Raw genomic sequence first — 16,825 nt, 5'->3', positions numbered from 1 at the left:
ACTTCCATCCGTGGTGCATCAGCCGATGTCGGCAACATTGAGCACCGATCTCATCGAAGGGGCCGAAACGATTTGCCCCCATCTGCGATGCATCGCATCGACGTTCAATGCACCTCAAAGTTAGGAAAACGCAAGACCCAATTTCATCCAAGTTATCTGTGATCACACATCAACGATTAATTATTGACTGCCCTGAGCTTTTGTGGCTCATCTTAAAACCGGCCGTGGAGGCGGCTGGGGAGAAGGGCGCCAACGACAAAGGCGCCGGGAGGTTCATGCATTCAAACCGCATCGTCCGTTTTGGCCCCCGGCCAAAGCGCCGGGTTGATTTTGTCTGAGCGCGGCTTGCCCGCGACCTTCCGGTTTCGTCGTTCCGGTCGCCCCGAGGTTGCCGATCATTCGGCTGACGGTCTGTGCTGCGCATCGCGGCCAGTCAAAAAGGGAGAGAGATGAAATGATGTCGACAATACGCAAACTGGCATTTGGCGCTCTGACGGTTCTCGCCGGCACCGCGCTTGTTGCACCCGTCGTGCAGGCTCAGGAAAAGTTCAAGATTTTCCTGAGCATGAGCTACATCGGCAATGACTGGCAGGCAGAAGCCGCCAACATGCTGAAGGCGCTGGCTGTTCACAGCAGCATGATCGACAAGGTCGATCTGCAGGTGCAGGTGGCAGGCCCGAGCGCCCAGAAGCAGATCCAGCAGATCAACGCCATGGTTCGCGCCGGCGCCAAGGCAATCATCGTCTATCCGATTTCGCCGACGGCCCTGAACGGCGCCGTCAAGAACGCCTGCGAAAAGGGCGTCGTCGTCGTCGCCTATGATTCGATCATCACCGAACCCTGTGCCTACAACGTTCACATCGACCAGAAGCAGTGGGGCATCAAGTCAGCGGAATGGCTGGTCGACAAGCTCGGCGGCAAGGGCAAGGTCGTGATGATCAACGGCGTGCCGGGCACGACCGTCGATACGCTGCGCATCGAAGGCGCCAAGGAAGTCTTCGCCAAGAACCCCGGCATCGAAGTCGTTGCCGAAGCGAACGGCATGTGGAGCCAGGCTGTCGGCCGCACGGAACTCTCGAAGATCCTGGCGACCCGTCCGTGGGACCAGATCGATGGCATCTGGATGCAGGCCGGCTGCTACACGGCCAATTCGATGCAGAGCGAAGCCGGCATTGCCGACGACAAGCTGCGTCCCTGCGCCGGTGAAGCGTCCAACGGCGGCCGCATCCAGATGCTGCCCGTCGGCACCGAGGTGGATGGCGCCAACGGCACATACCGGCCGATGGGTGCGCCGCGCTGGTCTTCCGGCTCGCAGAATTTTACAGGCGCCCTGGCTCTGAAGCTTGCCGTCGCCAAGCTCGAAGGCAAGGACATCCCGGCTCTGACCGACGTTGCGCAGAACATCGTCACCAACGAGAACATCAAGCTCTGCAAGGAAGGCACCTGGGCCGAAATGAAGGACGGCTGCAACGTCTTCCAGCCGGCGATCATTCCGAACCCGGGCTGGTTCGCCTCGATCTACTCGGCCGAAACGCCTGAAGTCGGCCTGAACGCCGCCCTCGTCGGCCAGCCCGAAGACTGAGACCCATCTTGGCAAGCGGCAGCCCGCCCGACAGCGGGCTGCCGACCCCCGACCAGCATTCTGGGCCACTTCATCATGACACATGACATTCCGGCGATCCGGGTTTCGCAGATCCGCAAGGTCTATGGTGCGACGACCGCACTCGACGACGTTTCGTTTTCCATCAAGCCCGGCACGGTCCATGCGCTTCTCGGCGAGAACGGCGCCGGCAAGTCGACGATCGTCAAACTGCTTTCGGGCCTCGTTTCGCCCGATGTCGGCGGTATCGAGGTTTTCGGGCAATCGGTGCAACTGAATTCGCCGCGCGACGCCCACAGGCTGGGCATCCAGACAGCGTTCCAGGAGATGACGCTGGTCCGCAATCTCACCGTTCTCGACAATATCCTCATTCCCGAAGCACCTGTTGGCCTGACCGGGATGATGAACCGCAAGCGCGCCCGCCAAGAGGTCAGCGCTCATTTCCGCGACATGGACCTGCAGTCGGTCGATCTGGACGACGAGATCGGCGATCTCGATCTGGCGGTGCGCCAGAAGATCGAAATCGCGCGCGCCGTTTTCCGCCAGCCGAAAATCCTGCTGCTGGACGAGCCGACGTCGGCGCTCTCCGGCCCGGATGTCGACTGGCTCGGCAGGGTCATCCGCCGCCTGAAGCAGAAAGGCACGACGATCGTCTTCATTTCGCACCGGCTGCGCGAAGTGCGCGACTTCTGCGACGAACTGACCATCCTTCGCGGCGGCAAGCATGTCGCCTCCGGCGATGTCGCAGACTATGACGACAGTGCCGTGGTGCGGATGATTGCCGGAAAATCGCTGATCCACTCGTTCCCGCCGCGCACCGAACAGCGTCACACGATCGGCAAGGAAGTGCTGCGCGCCGAAAATATCGGCACGGAGGGCAAGCTCGTCGATGCGTCGTTCACGCTCAGGGAGGGAGAGATCCTCGGCGTCGCCGGCCTGCAGGGCATGGGCCAGCTGGATCTGTTCCTGTCGATCTTCGGCATCGTTCCGCTCAGCCGCGGCAATCTCTTCGTCGATGGCAAGCACGTGGCGATCGCTTCGCCGCAAGACGCGATTTCGGCCCGGATCGGCATCAGCCTCGTTCCCGAAGACCGCAAGACCGAGGGCCTGTTCCTGAAGCTCAACGGCAAGCACAACGCAACGATCCCGATCATCGACCGGTTCGCCCGCCACGGCCTGATCGACAAGGCGCTGGAGAACGATGCCGTCGAACAGATCTTCAAACGTGTCGAAGTCGATGGCCGCGCCCTGTGGTCACGCGCCGACGCCTTCTCCGGCGGCAACCAGCAGAAGATCGCCATCGCCAAATGGCTGCTGTCGGAAAGCCATATCCTCATGGTCTACGACCCGACCCGCGGCATCGACGTCGGCACCAAGAACGAACTCTACCAGCTACTGCGCGGCTATGCCGAGGCCGGCGGCGCGGTGATCTTCTATTCGACCGAGGTGCCGGAACTGGTCCATCTCGCCGACCGGGTCATGGTGTTCTACGCCGGCGAGGTCGGGGCCGAACTGTCCGGTAGCGATCTCACCGAAGAAAACATCCTGAGTGCCGCACTGGGCACGAGCAACAAGGCGACGGCGGCATGATGGCCTATTCCGAAGAATCCCAGGAGATCAAGACATCGATGGCGATGCCGTCGCTGCGCCTCGGCCGGCATCGCGGCCTGATCACCGCCACCATTGCCTTCATCGTCCTGATGTTCGTCGTCTCCGGCCTCAGCGACGTGCCGCTCGGCTACTACGATATCTCGCAGATGGCGACGAGCGGCGCAACGCTGGCGATCGTCGCCATGGGCCAGACGCTGGTGATCCTGTCCGGCGGGTTCGACCTGTCGGCGGCGGCCGTCGTGTCGCTCGTCAACGTCGTGCTCGCCAGCATGCCGGAACCGATCGCCACCTCGCCGGCGCTGATGGCGCTTGTCGGCATCGCCATCGGCATGGCCGTCGGCGCCTTCAACGGCTTCTTCATCGCCATATTGCGGCTGCAGGCAATCGTCGTGACGCTGTCGACGATGTTCATCCTGATGGGTATCTCGCTTCTGGTGATGGACAAGCCCGGCGGCATGATCGACGCCTCGCTCTCCGATCTCCTGCTCGGCGACCTCGTCACCGACTGGGTGCCGATGTCGGCGGCGCTGATCTTTGCGCTCCTGCTCTTCTGGTACTGGCTGAAGCGCACCAAGCTCGGGCTGGCGATCTACGCGATCGGCGGCGATTTCGACAGCGCCCGCTCGGCCGGCATTTCGACGCGGCTCGTCCAGTTCCTCGTCTATGTCATCGCCGGCGCCTTCTACGGGCTTGCGGGCGTCTTCATCAGCGCCCAGACCGGTGCCGGCGATCCGCTGGTCGGCAATCCGATGCTGCTGCAGATGTTCGCGGCCGTGGTCGTCGGCGGCACCCTGCTCGGCGGCGGCCGTGGCGGGCTGACGGGGTCGGTGGTCGGCGCCTATGTGCTGATGATCATCGTCAACATCCTGCTCGTGCTCAACGTCTCGGCCTATTTCTCGACGGTCGCCGAAAGCACGATCCTGCTGCTGGCGGTGCTCAGCGCCTCGCTGCACCGCAAATCGGTGCTGTTCAAGAACCTGCGGCAGCTTGGCGGCCGATGGACGGCGCGGCGCGAAGGCATTCTGCCGTCGCAGGTGCTGATCAACCCGAAGACGCTGGTGCTGCCGAAATCCGGCAAGGCGGAGGACACGGCAATCGCCGTGAAGGCAGATCCCGGCTATCTGGTGCGCCATGCGGAAATCATCCGCTATGCGCTGCCGGCCTATATCTGCTTCGTTCTCGTGCTGATCGCCACGCAATTTGTCCTCGGCAACACGCTTCTCAACCTGAACTACTATAATTCGCTCATCGTGCTGTCGTCCTTCCTGCTGATCCTCGCCCTCGGGCAAGGAACGGTTATCCTGACCGGCGGCCTCGATCTTTCGATACCGTGGACCATCGGCATCTGTGGCATCCTGCTCGCCGGCATGGTCAGCGGCTCGAACGTCGCGCTCGTTTATGCCGTTCCGCTGGTGCTCGTGGTCGGATTGCTGATCGGCTTCCTCAACGGCTTCGGCATCGTGGCGTTCGGCCTTTCGCCGATCGTCATGACGCTCGCCATGAATGGCATCCTGCAGGGCGCCGCCCTCGTTTATTCCGGCGGTACGCCGGACGGTTTTGCCGCGCCGCTGCTCCGGGAGTTCATGACGGCGCGCTTTGCCGGCATCACTCCCGTCGTGCCCTTCATCGTCTGCTTCGTCGCCGTCGCCATTCTGTTGCTCAACCGCACCGCCTTCGGACGGCGCGTCTACGCCATGGGCAACAGCGAGCGGGCGGCAGAGCTTTCCGGCATTCCGGTCAAGCGGACGACGATCAAGGTCTACATGTTGTCCGGCTTCTGCGCAGCACTCGTCGGCATCCTGCTCACCGGCTTTTCCGGCCAGGCGAGCCTCGGCATGGGCGACGAATATCTGCTGCCGTCGATTGCCGTGGTCGTCGTCGGCGGTGCGCTGATCACCGGCGGCCGCGGCTCTTATGTCGGCATGCTCGGTGGCGTCATCCTGCTGACGGCGCTGCAGACGCTGCTGGCCGGTACGATCATCCCGTCCTCCGCGCGTTCCATCCTCTATGGGCTGGTGATCCTCGGCGCCATCATCGCGCTCCGCGACCGCAAGAGCTGAACAGGCTCCTGCACCGCCAATCTTATGAAAAATCGAAAGGAATGACGATGTCACGAGTTGCGATCATTGGTACAGGCTTCATCGGCCGTGCCTGGGCAATCAGTTTTGCGCGCGCCGGACACGACGTGGCGCTCTGGGACCAGGCGCCGGACGCACCGACCAAGGCCCGCGACTATATTGCCGGCCTGTTGCCCGATCTCGCCGCCAACGACCTCCTGAACGGCCACAGCCAGGACGCCGTGCTGCAGCGCCTGCGCGTCACGACGGAAATCGACGATGCGCTCGATGGCGTCGCACATATCCAGGAGAACACGCCGGAAAAGCTCGATATCAAGATGAAGGTCTTCTCGATGCTGGACGAGAAGGCGCCGAAGGACGCGATCATCGCCAGTTCGACCTCGGCGCTGCTGCCGTCGGCCTTTACCGCCCATGTCGAAGGCCGCTACCGCTGCCTCGTCGTGCATCCGATCAACCCGCCCTATCTCGTTCCCGCGGCCGAGCTGGTGCCGGCGCCCTGGACGAGCCCGGAGACCGTCGAGCGGACCGCCGCCCTCTTCCGCTCGATCGGTCAGGCACCGCTGATGATGAAGAAGGAAATCGACGGCTTCATCATGAACCGCCTGCAGGGCGCGCTGCTGGAAGAGGCGTTCCGGCTGGTCGACGACGGCTACGCCACGGTCGAGGATATCGATATCGGCATTCGCGACGGGCTGGCTCTGCGCTGGTCGTTCATGGGACCGTTCGAAACCATCGACCTCAATGCCCCATCCGGAATCCGCGACTATGTCGAGCGTTACGAGGGCATCTATTCGGGCCTGTGGCCGAGCACGCAGCGCCGCGCCGAATGGGGCGGGCCGGTTCTCGACCAGATCGAGCGTGACCGCCGCGAACGGGTGCCGGCGGAAAAGCTCAAGGAGCGCCAGGAGTGGCGCGACCGCCGCCTGATGGCACTGATCGCCCACAAGCGCGAAGCCAGCCGCAAGATCGGCTCCTAGAGCATTTCCGCCTTTCTCTGAAACGCGAAAACACTCCATCTCTTTGTTTTGACGCAAATCCGGACGCAAAACCGCTCCGCACTTTTGCTGGAATTGCTCCCAACCGAACGACCGACAGACGAGGAAACACCGCCATGGCAAAAGCCGCACGCAAAGTCATCATTACCTGCGCCGTCACCGGTGCGATCCACACGCCGTCGATGTCGCCCTACCTGCCGATCACCCCGGACGAGATCATCAAGGATGCGCTCGGCGCCGCCGAGGCCGGTGCGGCGATCCTGCACCTGCACGCCCGCAATCCCGAAAACGGCAAGCCCGACCAGACGCCGGAAGCCTTCATGAAGTTCCTGCCGCAGATCAAGCAGGCGACCAATGCGGCGATCAACCTCACCAGCGGCGGCAGTCCTTACATGAAGGTCGAGGAGCGGGTACTGCCGGCGCAGATGCTGAAGCCGGAGGTCGCATCCCTGAACATGGGCTCGATCAATTTCGGACTTTTCCATCTGCTCGACAAATATACCGAATTCAAGCACGACTGGGAAAAGCCGCATCTGGAAGCGACGCGCGATCTGGTGTTCCGCAATTCCTTCAAGGACATCGAGTTTATTCTCAAGACTTGCTACGAGAACAATACGCGCTTCGAATTCGAATGCTACGACATCGCCCATCTCTATAATCTTGCGCATTTCGCCGAGCGCGGCCTCGTCAAGCCGCCGTTCTTCGTACAGTCGGTCTTCGGCATCCTCGGCGGCATCGGCACACATCCGGAAGACGTGCAGCACATGAAACGCACGGCCGACCGGTTGTTCGGCGACGATTATCGCTGGTCGGTGCTCGGCGCCGGCGCCAGCCAGCTGCGCATCGCCGCGCAGGCGGCGGCGCTTGGTGGCAACGTCCGCGTCGGACTGGAGGATTCGCTGTGGGCCGGCCGCGGCAAGCTTGCGACATCGAGCGCCGACCAGGTCCGGCTGGTTCGCCAGATGATCGAAGGCCTCGGCCTCGAAATCGCCTCCCCGGACGAAGCGCGCGAGATCCTCTCGTTGAAGGGCGCCGACCAGGTCGCGTTTTAAGCTGTTCCGGCAAGACTGCGCGGCGGTTTTACGTCCGGGCTTTCGAAAAAACAGAAGGATAGAGCGTTTTCGCAATTCGAAGAAAAGCGGAAATGCTCTGGCCACATAAATTCGCCCGCGTGTGTTGGCCCGCAACCGCCCCCGCAGCTTTGGCTACGGGGGGTGTAACTTGTTTTGATTGCGGGGGTCCTGAATGCACAGAGACTTAGAAGTCCGCAGCTCAGGCAAGTCACGGTCGAACTTCGATGCGGAAATGATTTCCAAGATGGAGACACCACCATCGCTTGACGCCTGCCCTGTCCATGAGGCTTCCGCCAAGCCGAGCCCTCAAGCCCTCGAGCGGATATCCTCAAGAATCATGTCCGCCGCTTTCTCGGCGATCATGATGGCCGGGGCATTGGTGTTGCCGGAGGGTATCTGGGGCATGACGGACGCATCGACGACCCGAAGACCGCTGACGCCGTGAACGCGGAGCTGCAGATCGACCACGGATTGCGGATCCGTCCCCATGCGGCAGGTGCCGACCGGGTGGAAGTTCGCAATACCGCGTTCGCGGATATAGCGCATCCATTCGCCGTCGCCCTGGACGCTTGGGCCAGGCAGGATCTCTTCGGTAATGTAGCTCTTGAGCGACGGTTGATCGGCGATACGGCGGCATTCCCTGACGCCGGCCAGCAAGGCTTCGCGCTCGCCTTCCGTTCCGAGAAAATCCATGGTGATCCTGGGTTTCTCCTCGGGGTCGGCCGAACGGATCGTCACGGTCCCACGGCTCTCGGGATTGAGGTGGACGACACTGAGCGTGAAGGCCGAGAATGGATAGGGTATGGCTCCGGCGGCCGTGCGCTTCTCGGTGCTGAACATCAGGCAGTTGATCTGGATGTCCGGATGGCTGACGCGGTCCGAGCTGCGCATGAAGATCCCGGCGACATTGCCGCTGGTCGCCAGCATGCCTCGTCCGCCGAACAGGTATTGAGCACCCGCCTTCACCTTGCTCCAGTTGCTGAGCGCCAGATCATTGAGCGTGATCGGTTTCGAACACCGATATCCGATATGGATATTGAAGTGATCATGCAGGTTCTTGCCGACACCCGGCAAATCAAGCACCACAGGAACGCCTGCCGCATTGAGATCGGCGGCAGGGCCGATGCCCGACAATTGCAACAATTGCGGCGAGCCGAAGACACCACCGGAGACGATCACCTCGCATCGCGCCCGCGCGATCCGCGTACCCGCGGGAGTGCGGTATTCCACCCCGGCGGCGCGGCGGCCCTCCATCACGATCCGGCTTGCGAGCGCCTGCGTCACAACCGTGAGGTTCTTCCGCTTGCGGGCGGGCTTGAGGAACGCATCCGACACGCTTATTCGACGCGATGGCGTCGCAGTGACCTGGTAGCGTCCAACGCCTTCCTGTTGCCGCCCGTTGAAATCGTCGGTCCTTGGAATGCCGGCCTCGACCGCCGCCTGCTCGAAAGCACCGGCAAGCTCGTAGTCAGGCAGATCCGTCACCTTCATCGGGCCATTGCCGCCGTGATAGGCATCAGCTCCTCGAATCTGCTTTTCGGATTTCCGGAAGTAGGGCAGCACGGATGCCCAGTCCCAGCCCAGGCAACCGCGCGCATGCCAGCCATCGTAATCCGCCGGATTGCCACGGATATAGACCATGCCGTTGAGCGAACTTGTGCCACCGAGCATCTTGCCGCGCGGTTGATAGATCCGGCGGTCGCCGAGTGCCGGAACAGGCTCCGTCTCGTAGCGCCAGTTGAGTTCGGGATGCGCGAAAAGTTGCACGACCCCGAGGGGAAGGCGGATCCAGGGATTGGTATCCCTCGGACCCGCCTCGAGCAGAAGAACGGAGTGACGTCCGTTCTCGCTCAAGCGCGCCGCCAACACGCACCCCGCCGAGCCGGCACCGCATACGATGAAGTCGTAGGTATCGGATGTCATGGCTCGACCGCTCACGCCGGGTTGGCCGTGCGCCGCGTCATGCGGCCGACGATGCCCCCGGGCATGAAGATGATAATCAGGATCAGCAGGAAGCCGTAGATGGAATTGGCAAGGCCGACGAAGCTGGTCCCTGTGGTTAGCCGCAAGAGCTCGGTGAAGCCCAATGAGACGAAGGTCCCGACGGTCGGTCCGAGCATGCTGCGCATGCCACCGACGACGGCGGAGAACACCAGTATCAGCGAGATACCGAGGCCCGCCACATATTCGGGATTGAGATATTGCAGGTATTGCCCGAGCACACCGCCGCCAACGGCGCAGAGCGCCGCGCTCCAGATGGAAATCGTAAGCTTCTCGGCCATCACGTTGACGCCCATGGCTGCGGCTGCCTGTTCGTCCGTGGCCACCGCATCAAGAGTGGCGCGGCGAATGCCGTGGTTGAAGTATCCCCAGGCGGCGAGCCCGACAAGCCAGACCGCCAGCGCAATGAAGTACCAGACGAGCTTGTTGGAGAACTGCAGCGCATAGAACGACTGGCCGGGAGCGGCCGGGTTTAGCGTCACCCCGAGCGAGCCTCCGGTGTAGTCGCGCAGTGCCACGATCACCAGCACCGAAATCTGCCCGACCGCCAGCGTCACCAGCGCAAAATAGTGCCCGACCAGGCTTTGCCTGCAGCTCGGATAGAAGATCAGGAAGGCAAGTCCTGCCGACAGGACAGCCGCGATCGGGACCGACAGGAACGGCGTCAGGCCGAAGACGTTCCACAGCAGCGTGGTGGTATAGGCGCCTACTGCGATGAAGGCGCCATGCCCCAGGGACACCATGCCGAACCGGCCCATCAGTGCCCAGGATGTGGACAGCATACCCCAGAAAAGAACCAGGATAGCCAGGTGCAGAAGATAGGCGGGCATGAAGAACGGCGCTACCAGCAGCACGGCAACGGCCGCTACGCCCAGAATGTGTTCTCGCTTCATTTTGCAAACAACCCCTTCGGACGAATGAACATCACGATCACGAACAGGCCGAAGGCAATGACATAGGCCAGTTCATTGGTCAGGAAGTAGCCACCCAGCGCAACCGCCTCGCTGACGAGCAGTGCAGCCACCAGTCCACCGATCAGGCTGCCGAGGCCGCCCAGTACGCAGATGATGAAGAGCAAAGGCCCGTAGGAATTACCAGCGAAAGGATGGATGTCGAACTCGAGCGACAGCAGGCAGGCGGCAAGCCCGGCCAGCCCGCCCCCGAGAGCGGAGGTAATGAGATAGAGGCGCCGCGGATTGACGCCCATGAGGCTCATGACGTCGCGGTCCTGGGCAATTGCCTTGATGGCCGTGCCGAGATAGGTCCGCGACAGGAAGAAATAGAGACCCAGCGACGCAACGACGGCAACGCCGAAGGAAATCGCACGCACGGTCGAGATGTACATGTCGGCGATCTCGATCGGCGGCACGACGAGCCCGAGGTTGCGAAATTCGGTACCGAACAGCAACGTTGCCATGCTCTGGAGAAAGAACAGCAATCCGCCGGTCGCAAGCAACTGATTGAGCGGCTCTTTATCGAGCAGCGGCGAGATGATCAGATAGTGGATCAGTGCGCCCAAGACACCGCAAAGCGCAATGGCTGCGGCAAAGGAAAGCAGCAGCGGCCATCCGAGCACGCTGTACGTCCAGAACACGCCGTAGGTTCCCACCATCGCCAGTTCGGCATAAGAAAGCCAGACGACGTCCACCACGCCGAAAATAAGGTTGAGCCCCAGCGCCAGAAGACCAAGCACGCCGGCCAGCAGGAGGCCGTTGATGAAGGCCTCGACCAAGAACATGTCCATCTGCACCCCTCCTACAGACCGAGATAGATTTGTTGGATTTCCGGCGAGTCCCGGAGTTCGTCGGCCTTGCCGGCGAGCGTGATGCGCCCGACGTCCAGCACATAAGCACGATCGACGGTATCAAGCACGTCGGTGACGTTCTGCTCGACCAGAAGAACGGTAATGCCCTCGTCGCGCACCTGCCGGACTAGATCGAACATCTGCTCGACGACGACCGGCGCCAGCCCGGCCGACGGCTCATCGAAGAGCAACAATTTTGGACGAGACATCAGCGCACGGCCGATGGCACACATCTGCTGCTCGCCGCCGGACATGGTGCCGGCGACCTGCTGCCGCCGTTCCTTTAGACGCGGAAACAGGGTGAAGACATGCTCGATGCTATCCTTGAAGTGTTTGCGCGCCTCGGGCGAATAGGCGCCCATGCGCAGGTTGTCCCACACGGAAAGCTTGGGAAACAGGCGCCGTCCCTCGGGAACGTGCGCGAGGCCGCGCTCGACGATGCTGTGGGGCGGGATCGTGTTGAGATCCGTGCCCTCGAAGACTACGCTTCCCGCGGTGGCGGGGATCATACCGGAAATTGCACGCATGAGCGTGGTCTTTCCGGCACCGTTCGCCCCGAGGACGCCGACCGCTTCACCGGCCTTCACCTCGAGCGAAATGTCGAAGAGGGCGCGAAAGTCGCCGTAGCCGGCGCATACGTTAGTGAGCTTGAGCATGACCCACCGTCCTCGCAATTGACATGTATTCACTTGCCTTGCGGCCAAGATAGACTTCGGCCACGGAGGGATCGGCAGCAGCGTCTTTCGGCAGGCCCTCGAACAGGATCTGACCCTGGTTGAGAACGATGACGCGATCGACAACACGCATCAGAAGACCCATGATGTGCTCGACCCAGACAATGGTGACCCCACGCTCATCACGGATCCGCTTGAGCATGTCGGCGGCACTGCGCATCTCGGCGGCATCGAGGCCGCCAAGGCTTTCATCGGCCAGCAGAAGCAGGGGCTGACACACCAGACACCGGGCGAGTTCGAGCCGCTTGAGAACGGCCACGCCCTTTCCGGACGGGGTCTCTTCGCCAAGCTTCTTCAAACCCACCATGTCGAGCGCGTCGAGAGCTGCGGCCCTCAGGTCGCCATCGGACATGTGTCGCCCATGGCCCGAATGGCTTGCGGCCACCGCAACCGTTTCGATCATCGTCAAACGATGGAACGGACGCGGAATCTGGAACGTCCGGGAGATCCCCAGACGGCTCACCTGATGGGCGGGCTTGCCGCCGATCTGGTGACCCTGGAACTGGATGGTCCCCGCCGTCGGCGGCAACGTTCCGGCGACCAGGCCGAAAGTCGTGCTCTTGCCCGAGCCATTCGGCCCGATAAGTCCCAGGATTTCGCCCTTGCGGACATCGAACGAGACGTTGTTGACCGCGGTGAAGCCCGCGAACTGTTTCGTCAGTCCGCGAACTTCGAGTAGGTTCTGATCACTTTTCTGCATAGGGTGAATCCGCCGGCAGGGGCATGACCACGTCTGCTGCGGCCAGTTCCAGCGGCCAGACGATATTGATCTTGCCATCGACATACTGAGTAACGACAGGTGCTGCGCGCACGTTCTGCCCGGCCATATCCGATTCCGGATGCTCGAACTTTACGCCGGTCCCCTGGATGGTTCCGCCCGTGGGGATATCCAGCGCAAGCGCTGCCTGACGAACGGCTTCGGTATCGTAAACACCACCCTTTGCTTCGAGTGCGCGCGCAATGATCTCATGGAACAGCACCCATGCGCCGTTGAAGCCGAGGCTTGCCGTCAAGGGCGGATTGTCGTGTCCGATCGTTTCCGCATAGCGGCGCAGGAACTCCTTCGCCAGATCGCGAACCTCGGGCTGCAGCTTTTCCGGGGGAAGCAATTGCGCTGCCGCCGAGTCGATGTTGAGGACATAGTTGATGGAATCGCCCATCGCTTCGCGCAGGACCGGATAGTTGCCGTAACCGGCACCCTGGCCGACCAGAACCTTGGTTCGAAGGCCGCGCTCGCGCGCCTGCCGCAGGAAGAGCGTCACGTCGGCACCGTAGCCGGTATGGAGGATCGCATCCGGCTTCTCGCGCCGCATCTTGGTCACAAGCGCCGAGAAGTCGGAGGTGTTGGCGGAATAGGCCTCGTCAATGACGATCTGCATGCCATGCACGGCGGCTTCCGAACGGTTGCCGTCGGCCATGGTCGTGCCGTAGGAGCCATCTTCATGGATGATCGCGAGCTTGAGGTCCTTCGGCGCGATGCCGAGCTTTTGCTGCGACAAGCCCGCCAGCATCTTGATCGACTCGGCGCCCTGCAGCGCCCCGTTCACCGAATTCTTGAACGTGTACTTGAGGTGACGATCCTTGACGATGGCCGGCGAGATCGCGTTGGTGATGAAGAGGATCTTCTCGAGCGGCTCCACCTTGGCGGCAAGAGGCACGGCATGGGCGCTGGAAAACAGACCCATGATCAGGCTCACGTCATCCATGGCGAGCAGCCGTTCGGCTTCGTTCAGAACGACATCGGCCTTGCTCTGGGTATCGACATAGATCGGATCGATCTTGTATTTTCCGAGAATGCCGCCGGCTTCGTTGATCATGTCGATGGCGATCTTGGTGCCACGGTAGTTTTCCATAGCACCAGCACCAGCAAACGGGCCAGACAGGTCATAAAGTACGCCGACACGGATGGCACCGCCCTGCTGGGCGAACGCCGGACGTCCGCTACTGATGGCGGCGATAGTCAAGGCTGCGCCCGCCAGGAATTCACGTCTATTCATTGTCTTCTCCTCCAGCAAATGTGCGTTGGATCTTGGCTGTAAACTGGAAGAAGCAACGTCCCCCGACGTGGGCAACGTCGTCTCCTTCAGCTCAAGAACTCCGACAGCTCCTCCGAGTTGTTGGTGCGACTAGACTGCATCGACAGCCGGTGACACAACATAGCACAGCCAATCAAATTCATACTCGATTCACACATTCTGCAAGTGCCGCCACATATCCTTTACCGAACAATCGAAAACGCGGTACGCAAGCAGACTCAAGGTGATTTTTGTGCTGAACGCCCCATTCTTCCCTCCCTGATCAATCGAAATAACGGAAAAACGCCGGAAAAGTGCTGCAAATTCAGAAGGGATAAGATGACCTCACGGCCTGCGGGAGACGCAGGTGACCCCGCCTTGCATATCGAGAGATCGAAGAAACCCACATTGACATTGCATAACGCCGAACCATCGGAACTCGATGGCACCACTGCCCTAAACCAAGCAACGGCCCGATGCGATTACTGATTGAACACCGTGGCGGACCCTTGGCCTTCCCCGCAGGAAACGGCGCTTGCGCCGCCTGAATGGAACAGCTTACAACGAAATGCGAAGCGGGTGCAGGCTCCTCTTGAGAAAGGTCGTCTTCCTGTGCAAGCTCAACGAGCGCCTAATCGCCACTTGCATCTTCGATGGAGTCGCCCTGTTGAAAAACGAACCGGAACTTGCAGAGCGCCATATAGTCGGCGACGACACACATCAGATGATCCTGCGCGCCCGCGACTCGGCCGTGCTCCGGGCAGCACACATCGAGCATGTCGGGATCAGTGATGCGGCAGCCCCGTACAGCATCGTTCGGACCGAACTTGCCGGTACCTTTCTGCTCGGAACGATCGCTGGCGAAGGACGCATGCTGCTTGATGGCGAATGGCAAGCGCACACGCCCGGCAGGATATCGCTCGCGCCCGCCATGTCGCTTCATGCCTTCCATGCGGTGCCCGGCATCCGGTGGAAGACGTGCTGGGTCCGATTTTCGCCGCGCGCCAGGGTTTCCCAGACCAACACCATCGTGCCGCTCATCATCGAAGCGGATTGCAATCCGCTCAAATGCGCGATCGAAGGATTGCAGCATGAGACGGCCGATTCCAACAATTCGACGAGCGAAATGCTGTGGGGTGATCTGATCCAGCATTATGTGATGCGCGTGACATCACGCATCAATGGCGACGCAAGGATCTATGCGGCTTTCGAAGCGGTGCAAAACGAACTCGCACGCGCATGGACCGTCGAAGACCTTGCCGAAGCGGCCAACCTGTCGACCGAGCACTTCAGGCGCCTCTGCGTGCGAACCCTCGGACGTAGCCCGATGCGACAGGTGACGGCGCTCAGGGTCCAGCGTGCCGCCCATCTGCTGACCACGACGAATGAAAAGATCGAGGCGATCGCCAGCGACGTCGGCTATGTGAATCCGTTCGCCTTCTCCAACACCTTCAAGAAAATTACCGGCTTTCGTCCTTCGACGATGAGGGAAAATCGCATGGAAGCACAGGCCGTCGCAACAGAAATCCAGCCCCCGACGAGCTTGTAGTGCCCACTCTGCATGGCAGCGGATATTGTGGACCCACAGCATGGCTTCCACTTGGCGCTCATCCGTCTCATATTTTTGAAATTCCATCAAGCCATTGTAATTGAATATATAATCGCGTCAAAATCGCCTCCTTTGGCCAGACAGCGGCACCAACGAATACAGTCTTCGGTGACATGTCCAGGTGGTTTACGAGTAGCCGATCGTGTCTTCTGCACATGGCTTCCCATCCGCATTGGCTTATGACTGGAACTGTGCGGATGAATCCGGACAGGACTGTCAATTCGGGATGGGAGTGTCCGAATTGATGGTGGCGACCACCCGGTCGCGCTGACACATTCGACATTTTCCAACACTTCCAAAAGCGACGGATTCGTTGACCGCGCGTCCGACGACTTCCTGCGCCGAGCAGCCGAACAGGCCGCCGCGCGTCGCCCATGAATATTGAACTGATACTGGGAGCCACCCGACATGAACAAATCGAGAGCCGAAATCCTTGGAAAACTGAACAGCCAGATCGCACGCCAGCGCTCGATCCTCGCAGTCGGTGCCGGCAATGGCCTGGTTGCTCGCTGCGCCGAAGCCGCTGGCGCGGATCTGATCATGATCTACAATTCCGGTTATTACCGGCTGAACGGACTTCCCAGTTTCGTCGGCAACCTGCCCGTCGGCGATGCCAATGCCATCATGCTCGAACTCAGCGAGCGCGCCATACTCCCGGTCGTCCGGACCGCACCGGTCATCGGCGGTGTGTATGCCATCGACCCGACCCGAAACATCGACTCCGTATTGGAGCGCATGCAGCGGATCGGCCTCTCCGGTGTCATCAACTTTCCGACCGTCGGACGGCTCGACGGCGGCTTCCGTCGCGAATTGGAGGCTGCGGGCTACGGTTTCCAGCGCGAAGTCGATATGGTGCGCGCGGCGCGCGAACGAGACATGCTGGCGATTGCCTATGTCTTCAACCCCGACGAAGCAGCGGCCATGGCCAAGGCAGGTGCCGATGTCGTTGTCGGGCATGTTGGCCGGACGGCCGGTGGGGATGTCGGTTTCGACCAGGGATCGACGCTGGACGACGCGGTCGATGCGCTCAACGCGATGTTCGCCGCCGCGCGCGCGAACAGCAGCGAGGCGATCCTGCTCTCGCATGGCGGGCCGATCGTGACGCCGGAAGACGCCGAATATGTGAATGAGCGCACCGATGCCGTTGGGTTCGTCGCCGCCTCGGGCGTCGAGCGTATTCCGGTGGAAAAGGCGATCAAGGCCGCCTGCAAGGCATTCACATCCATCCGCACGGCGCGGGCCGAACCCACGCTGGAAAGCGTCCGTTCGAAAAATACGGGCTAAGATTCGATTTCGCGCATCGTC

Annotated in this window: 13 protein-coding genes; 7 read left to right on the top strand and 6 right to left on the bottom strand. The window is 61.3% G+C overall.

Annotated features, from left to right (window positions below; genetic code table 11):
- The first annotated feature begins 454 nt into the window (after positions 1-454).
- From ACSQ3I_RS20370 to ACSQ3I_RS20350, 5 genes are all read left to right on the top strand, one after another.
- Positions 455-1,582: a sugar ABC transporter substrate-binding protein gene (locus ACSQ3I_RS20370; protein WP_436001820.1), complete on the top strand. Its 1,128-nt coding sequence runs from the start codon at positions 455-457 to the stop codon at positions 1,580-1,582.
- A gap of 75 nt (positions 1,583-1,657) precedes the next feature.
- The gene (locus ACSQ3I_RS20365; RefSeq protein ID WP_436001819.1) at positions 1,658-3,190 is read left to right on the top strand and encodes a sugar ABC transporter ATP-binding protein; all 1,533 of its coding nucleotides are present in this window, start codon (positions 1,658-1,660) and stop codon (positions 3,188-3,190) included.
- Entirely contained in the window at positions 3,187-5,271 is a 2,085-nt protein-coding gene (locus ACSQ3I_RS20360; RefSeq protein WP_436001818.1) for an ABC transporter permease, read from the top strand. Before ACSQ3I_RS20365 ends, ACSQ3I_RS20360 begins: the two co-directional genes overlap by 4 nt.
- Before the next feature lie 47 nt (positions 5,272-5,318).
- Positions 5,319-6,266 (top strand): 3-hydroxyacyl-CoA dehydrogenase, encoded by a 948-nt coding sequence (locus ACSQ3I_RS20355; protein ID WP_436001817.1) that lies wholly within the window; start codon positions 5,319-5,321, stop codon positions 6,264-6,266.
- Positions 6,267-6,400: 134 nt separating this feature from the next.
- Positions 6,401-7,336: a 3-keto-5-aminohexanoate cleavage protein gene (locus tag ACSQ3I_RS20350; protein WP_436001816.1), complete on the top strand. Its 936-nt coding sequence runs from the start codon at positions 6,401-6,403 to the stop codon at positions 7,334-7,336.
- Positions 7,337-7,663: 327 nt separating this feature from the next.
- Here ACSQ3I_RS20350 and ACSQ3I_RS20345 read toward each other — a convergent pair whose 3' ends face one another.
- The 6 genes from ACSQ3I_RS20345 to ACSQ3I_RS20320 are packed head-to-tail and all read right to left on the bottom strand — an operon-like array spanning position 7,664 to position 13,893.
- Complete coding sequence (locus ACSQ3I_RS20345) at positions 7,664-9,280, bottom strand: GMC family oxidoreductase (RefSeq protein ID WP_436001815.1); 1,617 nt, start codon at positions 9,278-9,280, stop codon at positions 7,664-7,666.
- Positions 9,281-9,291: 11 nt separating this feature from the next.
- Positions 9,292-10,251: a branched-chain amino acid ABC transporter permease gene (locus ACSQ3I_RS20340; RefSeq protein ID WP_436001814.1), complete on the bottom strand. Its 960-nt coding sequence runs from the start codon at positions 10,249-10,251 to the stop codon at positions 9,292-9,294.
- Positions 10,248-11,102: a branched-chain amino acid ABC transporter permease gene (locus ACSQ3I_RS20335; protein ID WP_436001813.1), complete on the bottom strand. Its 855-nt coding sequence runs from the start codon at positions 11,100-11,102 to the stop codon at positions 10,248-10,250. Before ACSQ3I_RS20335 ends, ACSQ3I_RS20340 begins: the two co-directional genes overlap by 4 nt.
- An 11-nt stretch (positions 11,103-11,113) precedes the next feature.
- On the bottom strand, positions 11,114-11,818 hold the full coding sequence (locus tag ACSQ3I_RS20330; RefSeq protein WP_436001812.1) for an ABC transporter ATP-binding protein: 705 nt from the start codon (positions 11,816-11,818) through the stop codon (positions 11,114-11,116).
- Complete coding sequence (locus tag ACSQ3I_RS20325) at positions 11,802-12,596, bottom strand: ABC transporter ATP-binding protein (protein WP_436001811.1); 795 nt, start codon at positions 12,594-12,596, stop codon at positions 11,802-11,804. The genes ACSQ3I_RS20330 and ACSQ3I_RS20325 overlap by 17 nt, the downstream gene beginning before the upstream one ends.
- Entirely contained in the window at positions 12,583-13,893 is a 1,311-nt protein-coding gene (locus ACSQ3I_RS20320; protein ID WP_436001810.1) for an ABC transporter substrate-binding protein, read from the bottom strand. The genes ACSQ3I_RS20325 and ACSQ3I_RS20320 overlap by 14 nt, the downstream gene beginning before the upstream one ends.
- A 553-nt stretch (positions 13,894-14,446) precedes the next feature.
- Between ACSQ3I_RS20320 and ACSQ3I_RS20315 the strand changes: the two genes are divergently transcribed.
- Both ACSQ3I_RS20315 and ACSQ3I_RS20310 read left to right on the top strand, forming a co-directional pair.
- Positions 14,447-15,460, top strand: a complete 1,014-nt coding sequence (locus tag ACSQ3I_RS20315) for an AraC family transcriptional regulator (protein ID WP_436001809.1) — start codon at positions 14,447-14,449, stop codon at positions 15,458-15,460.
- Between the two features lie 468 nt (positions 15,461-15,928).
- Complete coding sequence (locus ACSQ3I_RS20310; RefSeq protein WP_436001808.1) at positions 15,929-16,804, top strand: phosphoenolpyruvate hydrolase family protein; 876 nt, start codon at positions 15,929-15,931, stop codon at positions 16,802-16,804.
- The last annotated feature ends 21 nt before the right edge of the window (positions 16,805-16,825 follow it).

Origin of the sequence: Rhizobium sp. LjRoot30, assembly GCF_964253915.1 — a bacterium.
Taxonomy (GTDB): Bacteria; Pseudomonadota; Alphaproteobacteria; order Rhizobiales; family Rhizobiaceae; genus Metarhizobium.
The sequence above is the reverse complement of the archived record's forward strand: the minus strand, read 5'-3'. Positions and strand labels throughout refer to the sequence as shown.

Coding starts and splice junctions, on each gene's coding strand:
- ACSQ3I_RS20370 (WP_436001820.1), top strand. CDS start 455: ATGATGTCGACAATACGCAAACTGGCATTTGGCGCTCTGACGGTTCTC.
- ACSQ3I_RS20365 (WP_436001819.1), top strand. CDS start 1,658: ATGACACATGACATTCCGGCGATCCGGGTTTCGCAGATCCGCAAGGTC.
- ACSQ3I_RS20360 (WP_436001818.1), top strand. CDS start 3,187: ATGATGGCCTATTCCGAAGAATCCCAGGAGATCAAGACATCGATGGCG.
- ACSQ3I_RS20355 (WP_436001817.1), top strand. CDS start 5,319: ATGTCACGAGTTGCGATCATTGGTACAGGCTTCATCGGCCGTGCCTGG.
- ACSQ3I_RS20350 (WP_436001816.1), top strand. CDS start 6,401: ATGGCAAAAGCCGCACGCAAAGTCATCATTACCTGCGCCGTCACCGGT.
- ACSQ3I_RS20345 (WP_436001815.1), bottom strand. CDS start 9,280: ATGACATCCGATACCTACGACTTCATCGTATGCGGTGCCGGCTCGGCG.
- ACSQ3I_RS20340 (WP_436001814.1), bottom strand. CDS start 10,251: ATGAAGCGAGAACACATTCTGGGCGTAGCGGCCGTTGCCGTGCTGCTG.
- ACSQ3I_RS20335 (WP_436001813.1), bottom strand. CDS start 11,102: ATGGACATGTTCTTGGTCGAGGCCTTCATCAACGGCCTCCTGCTGGCC.
- ACSQ3I_RS20330 (WP_436001812.1), bottom strand. CDS start 11,818: ATGCTCAAGCTCACTAACGTATGCGCCGGCTACGGCGACTTTCGCGCC.
- ACSQ3I_RS20325 (WP_436001811.1), bottom strand. CDS start 12,596: ATGCAGAAAAGTGATCAGAACCTACTCGAAGTTCGCGGACTGACGAAA.
- ACSQ3I_RS20320 (WP_436001810.1), bottom strand. CDS start 13,893: ATGAATAGACGTGAATTCCTGGCGGGCGCAGCCTTGACTATCGCCGCC.
- ACSQ3I_RS20310 (WP_436001808.1), top strand. CDS start 15,929: ATGAACAAATCGAGAGCCGAAATCCTTGGAAAACTGAACAGCCAGATC.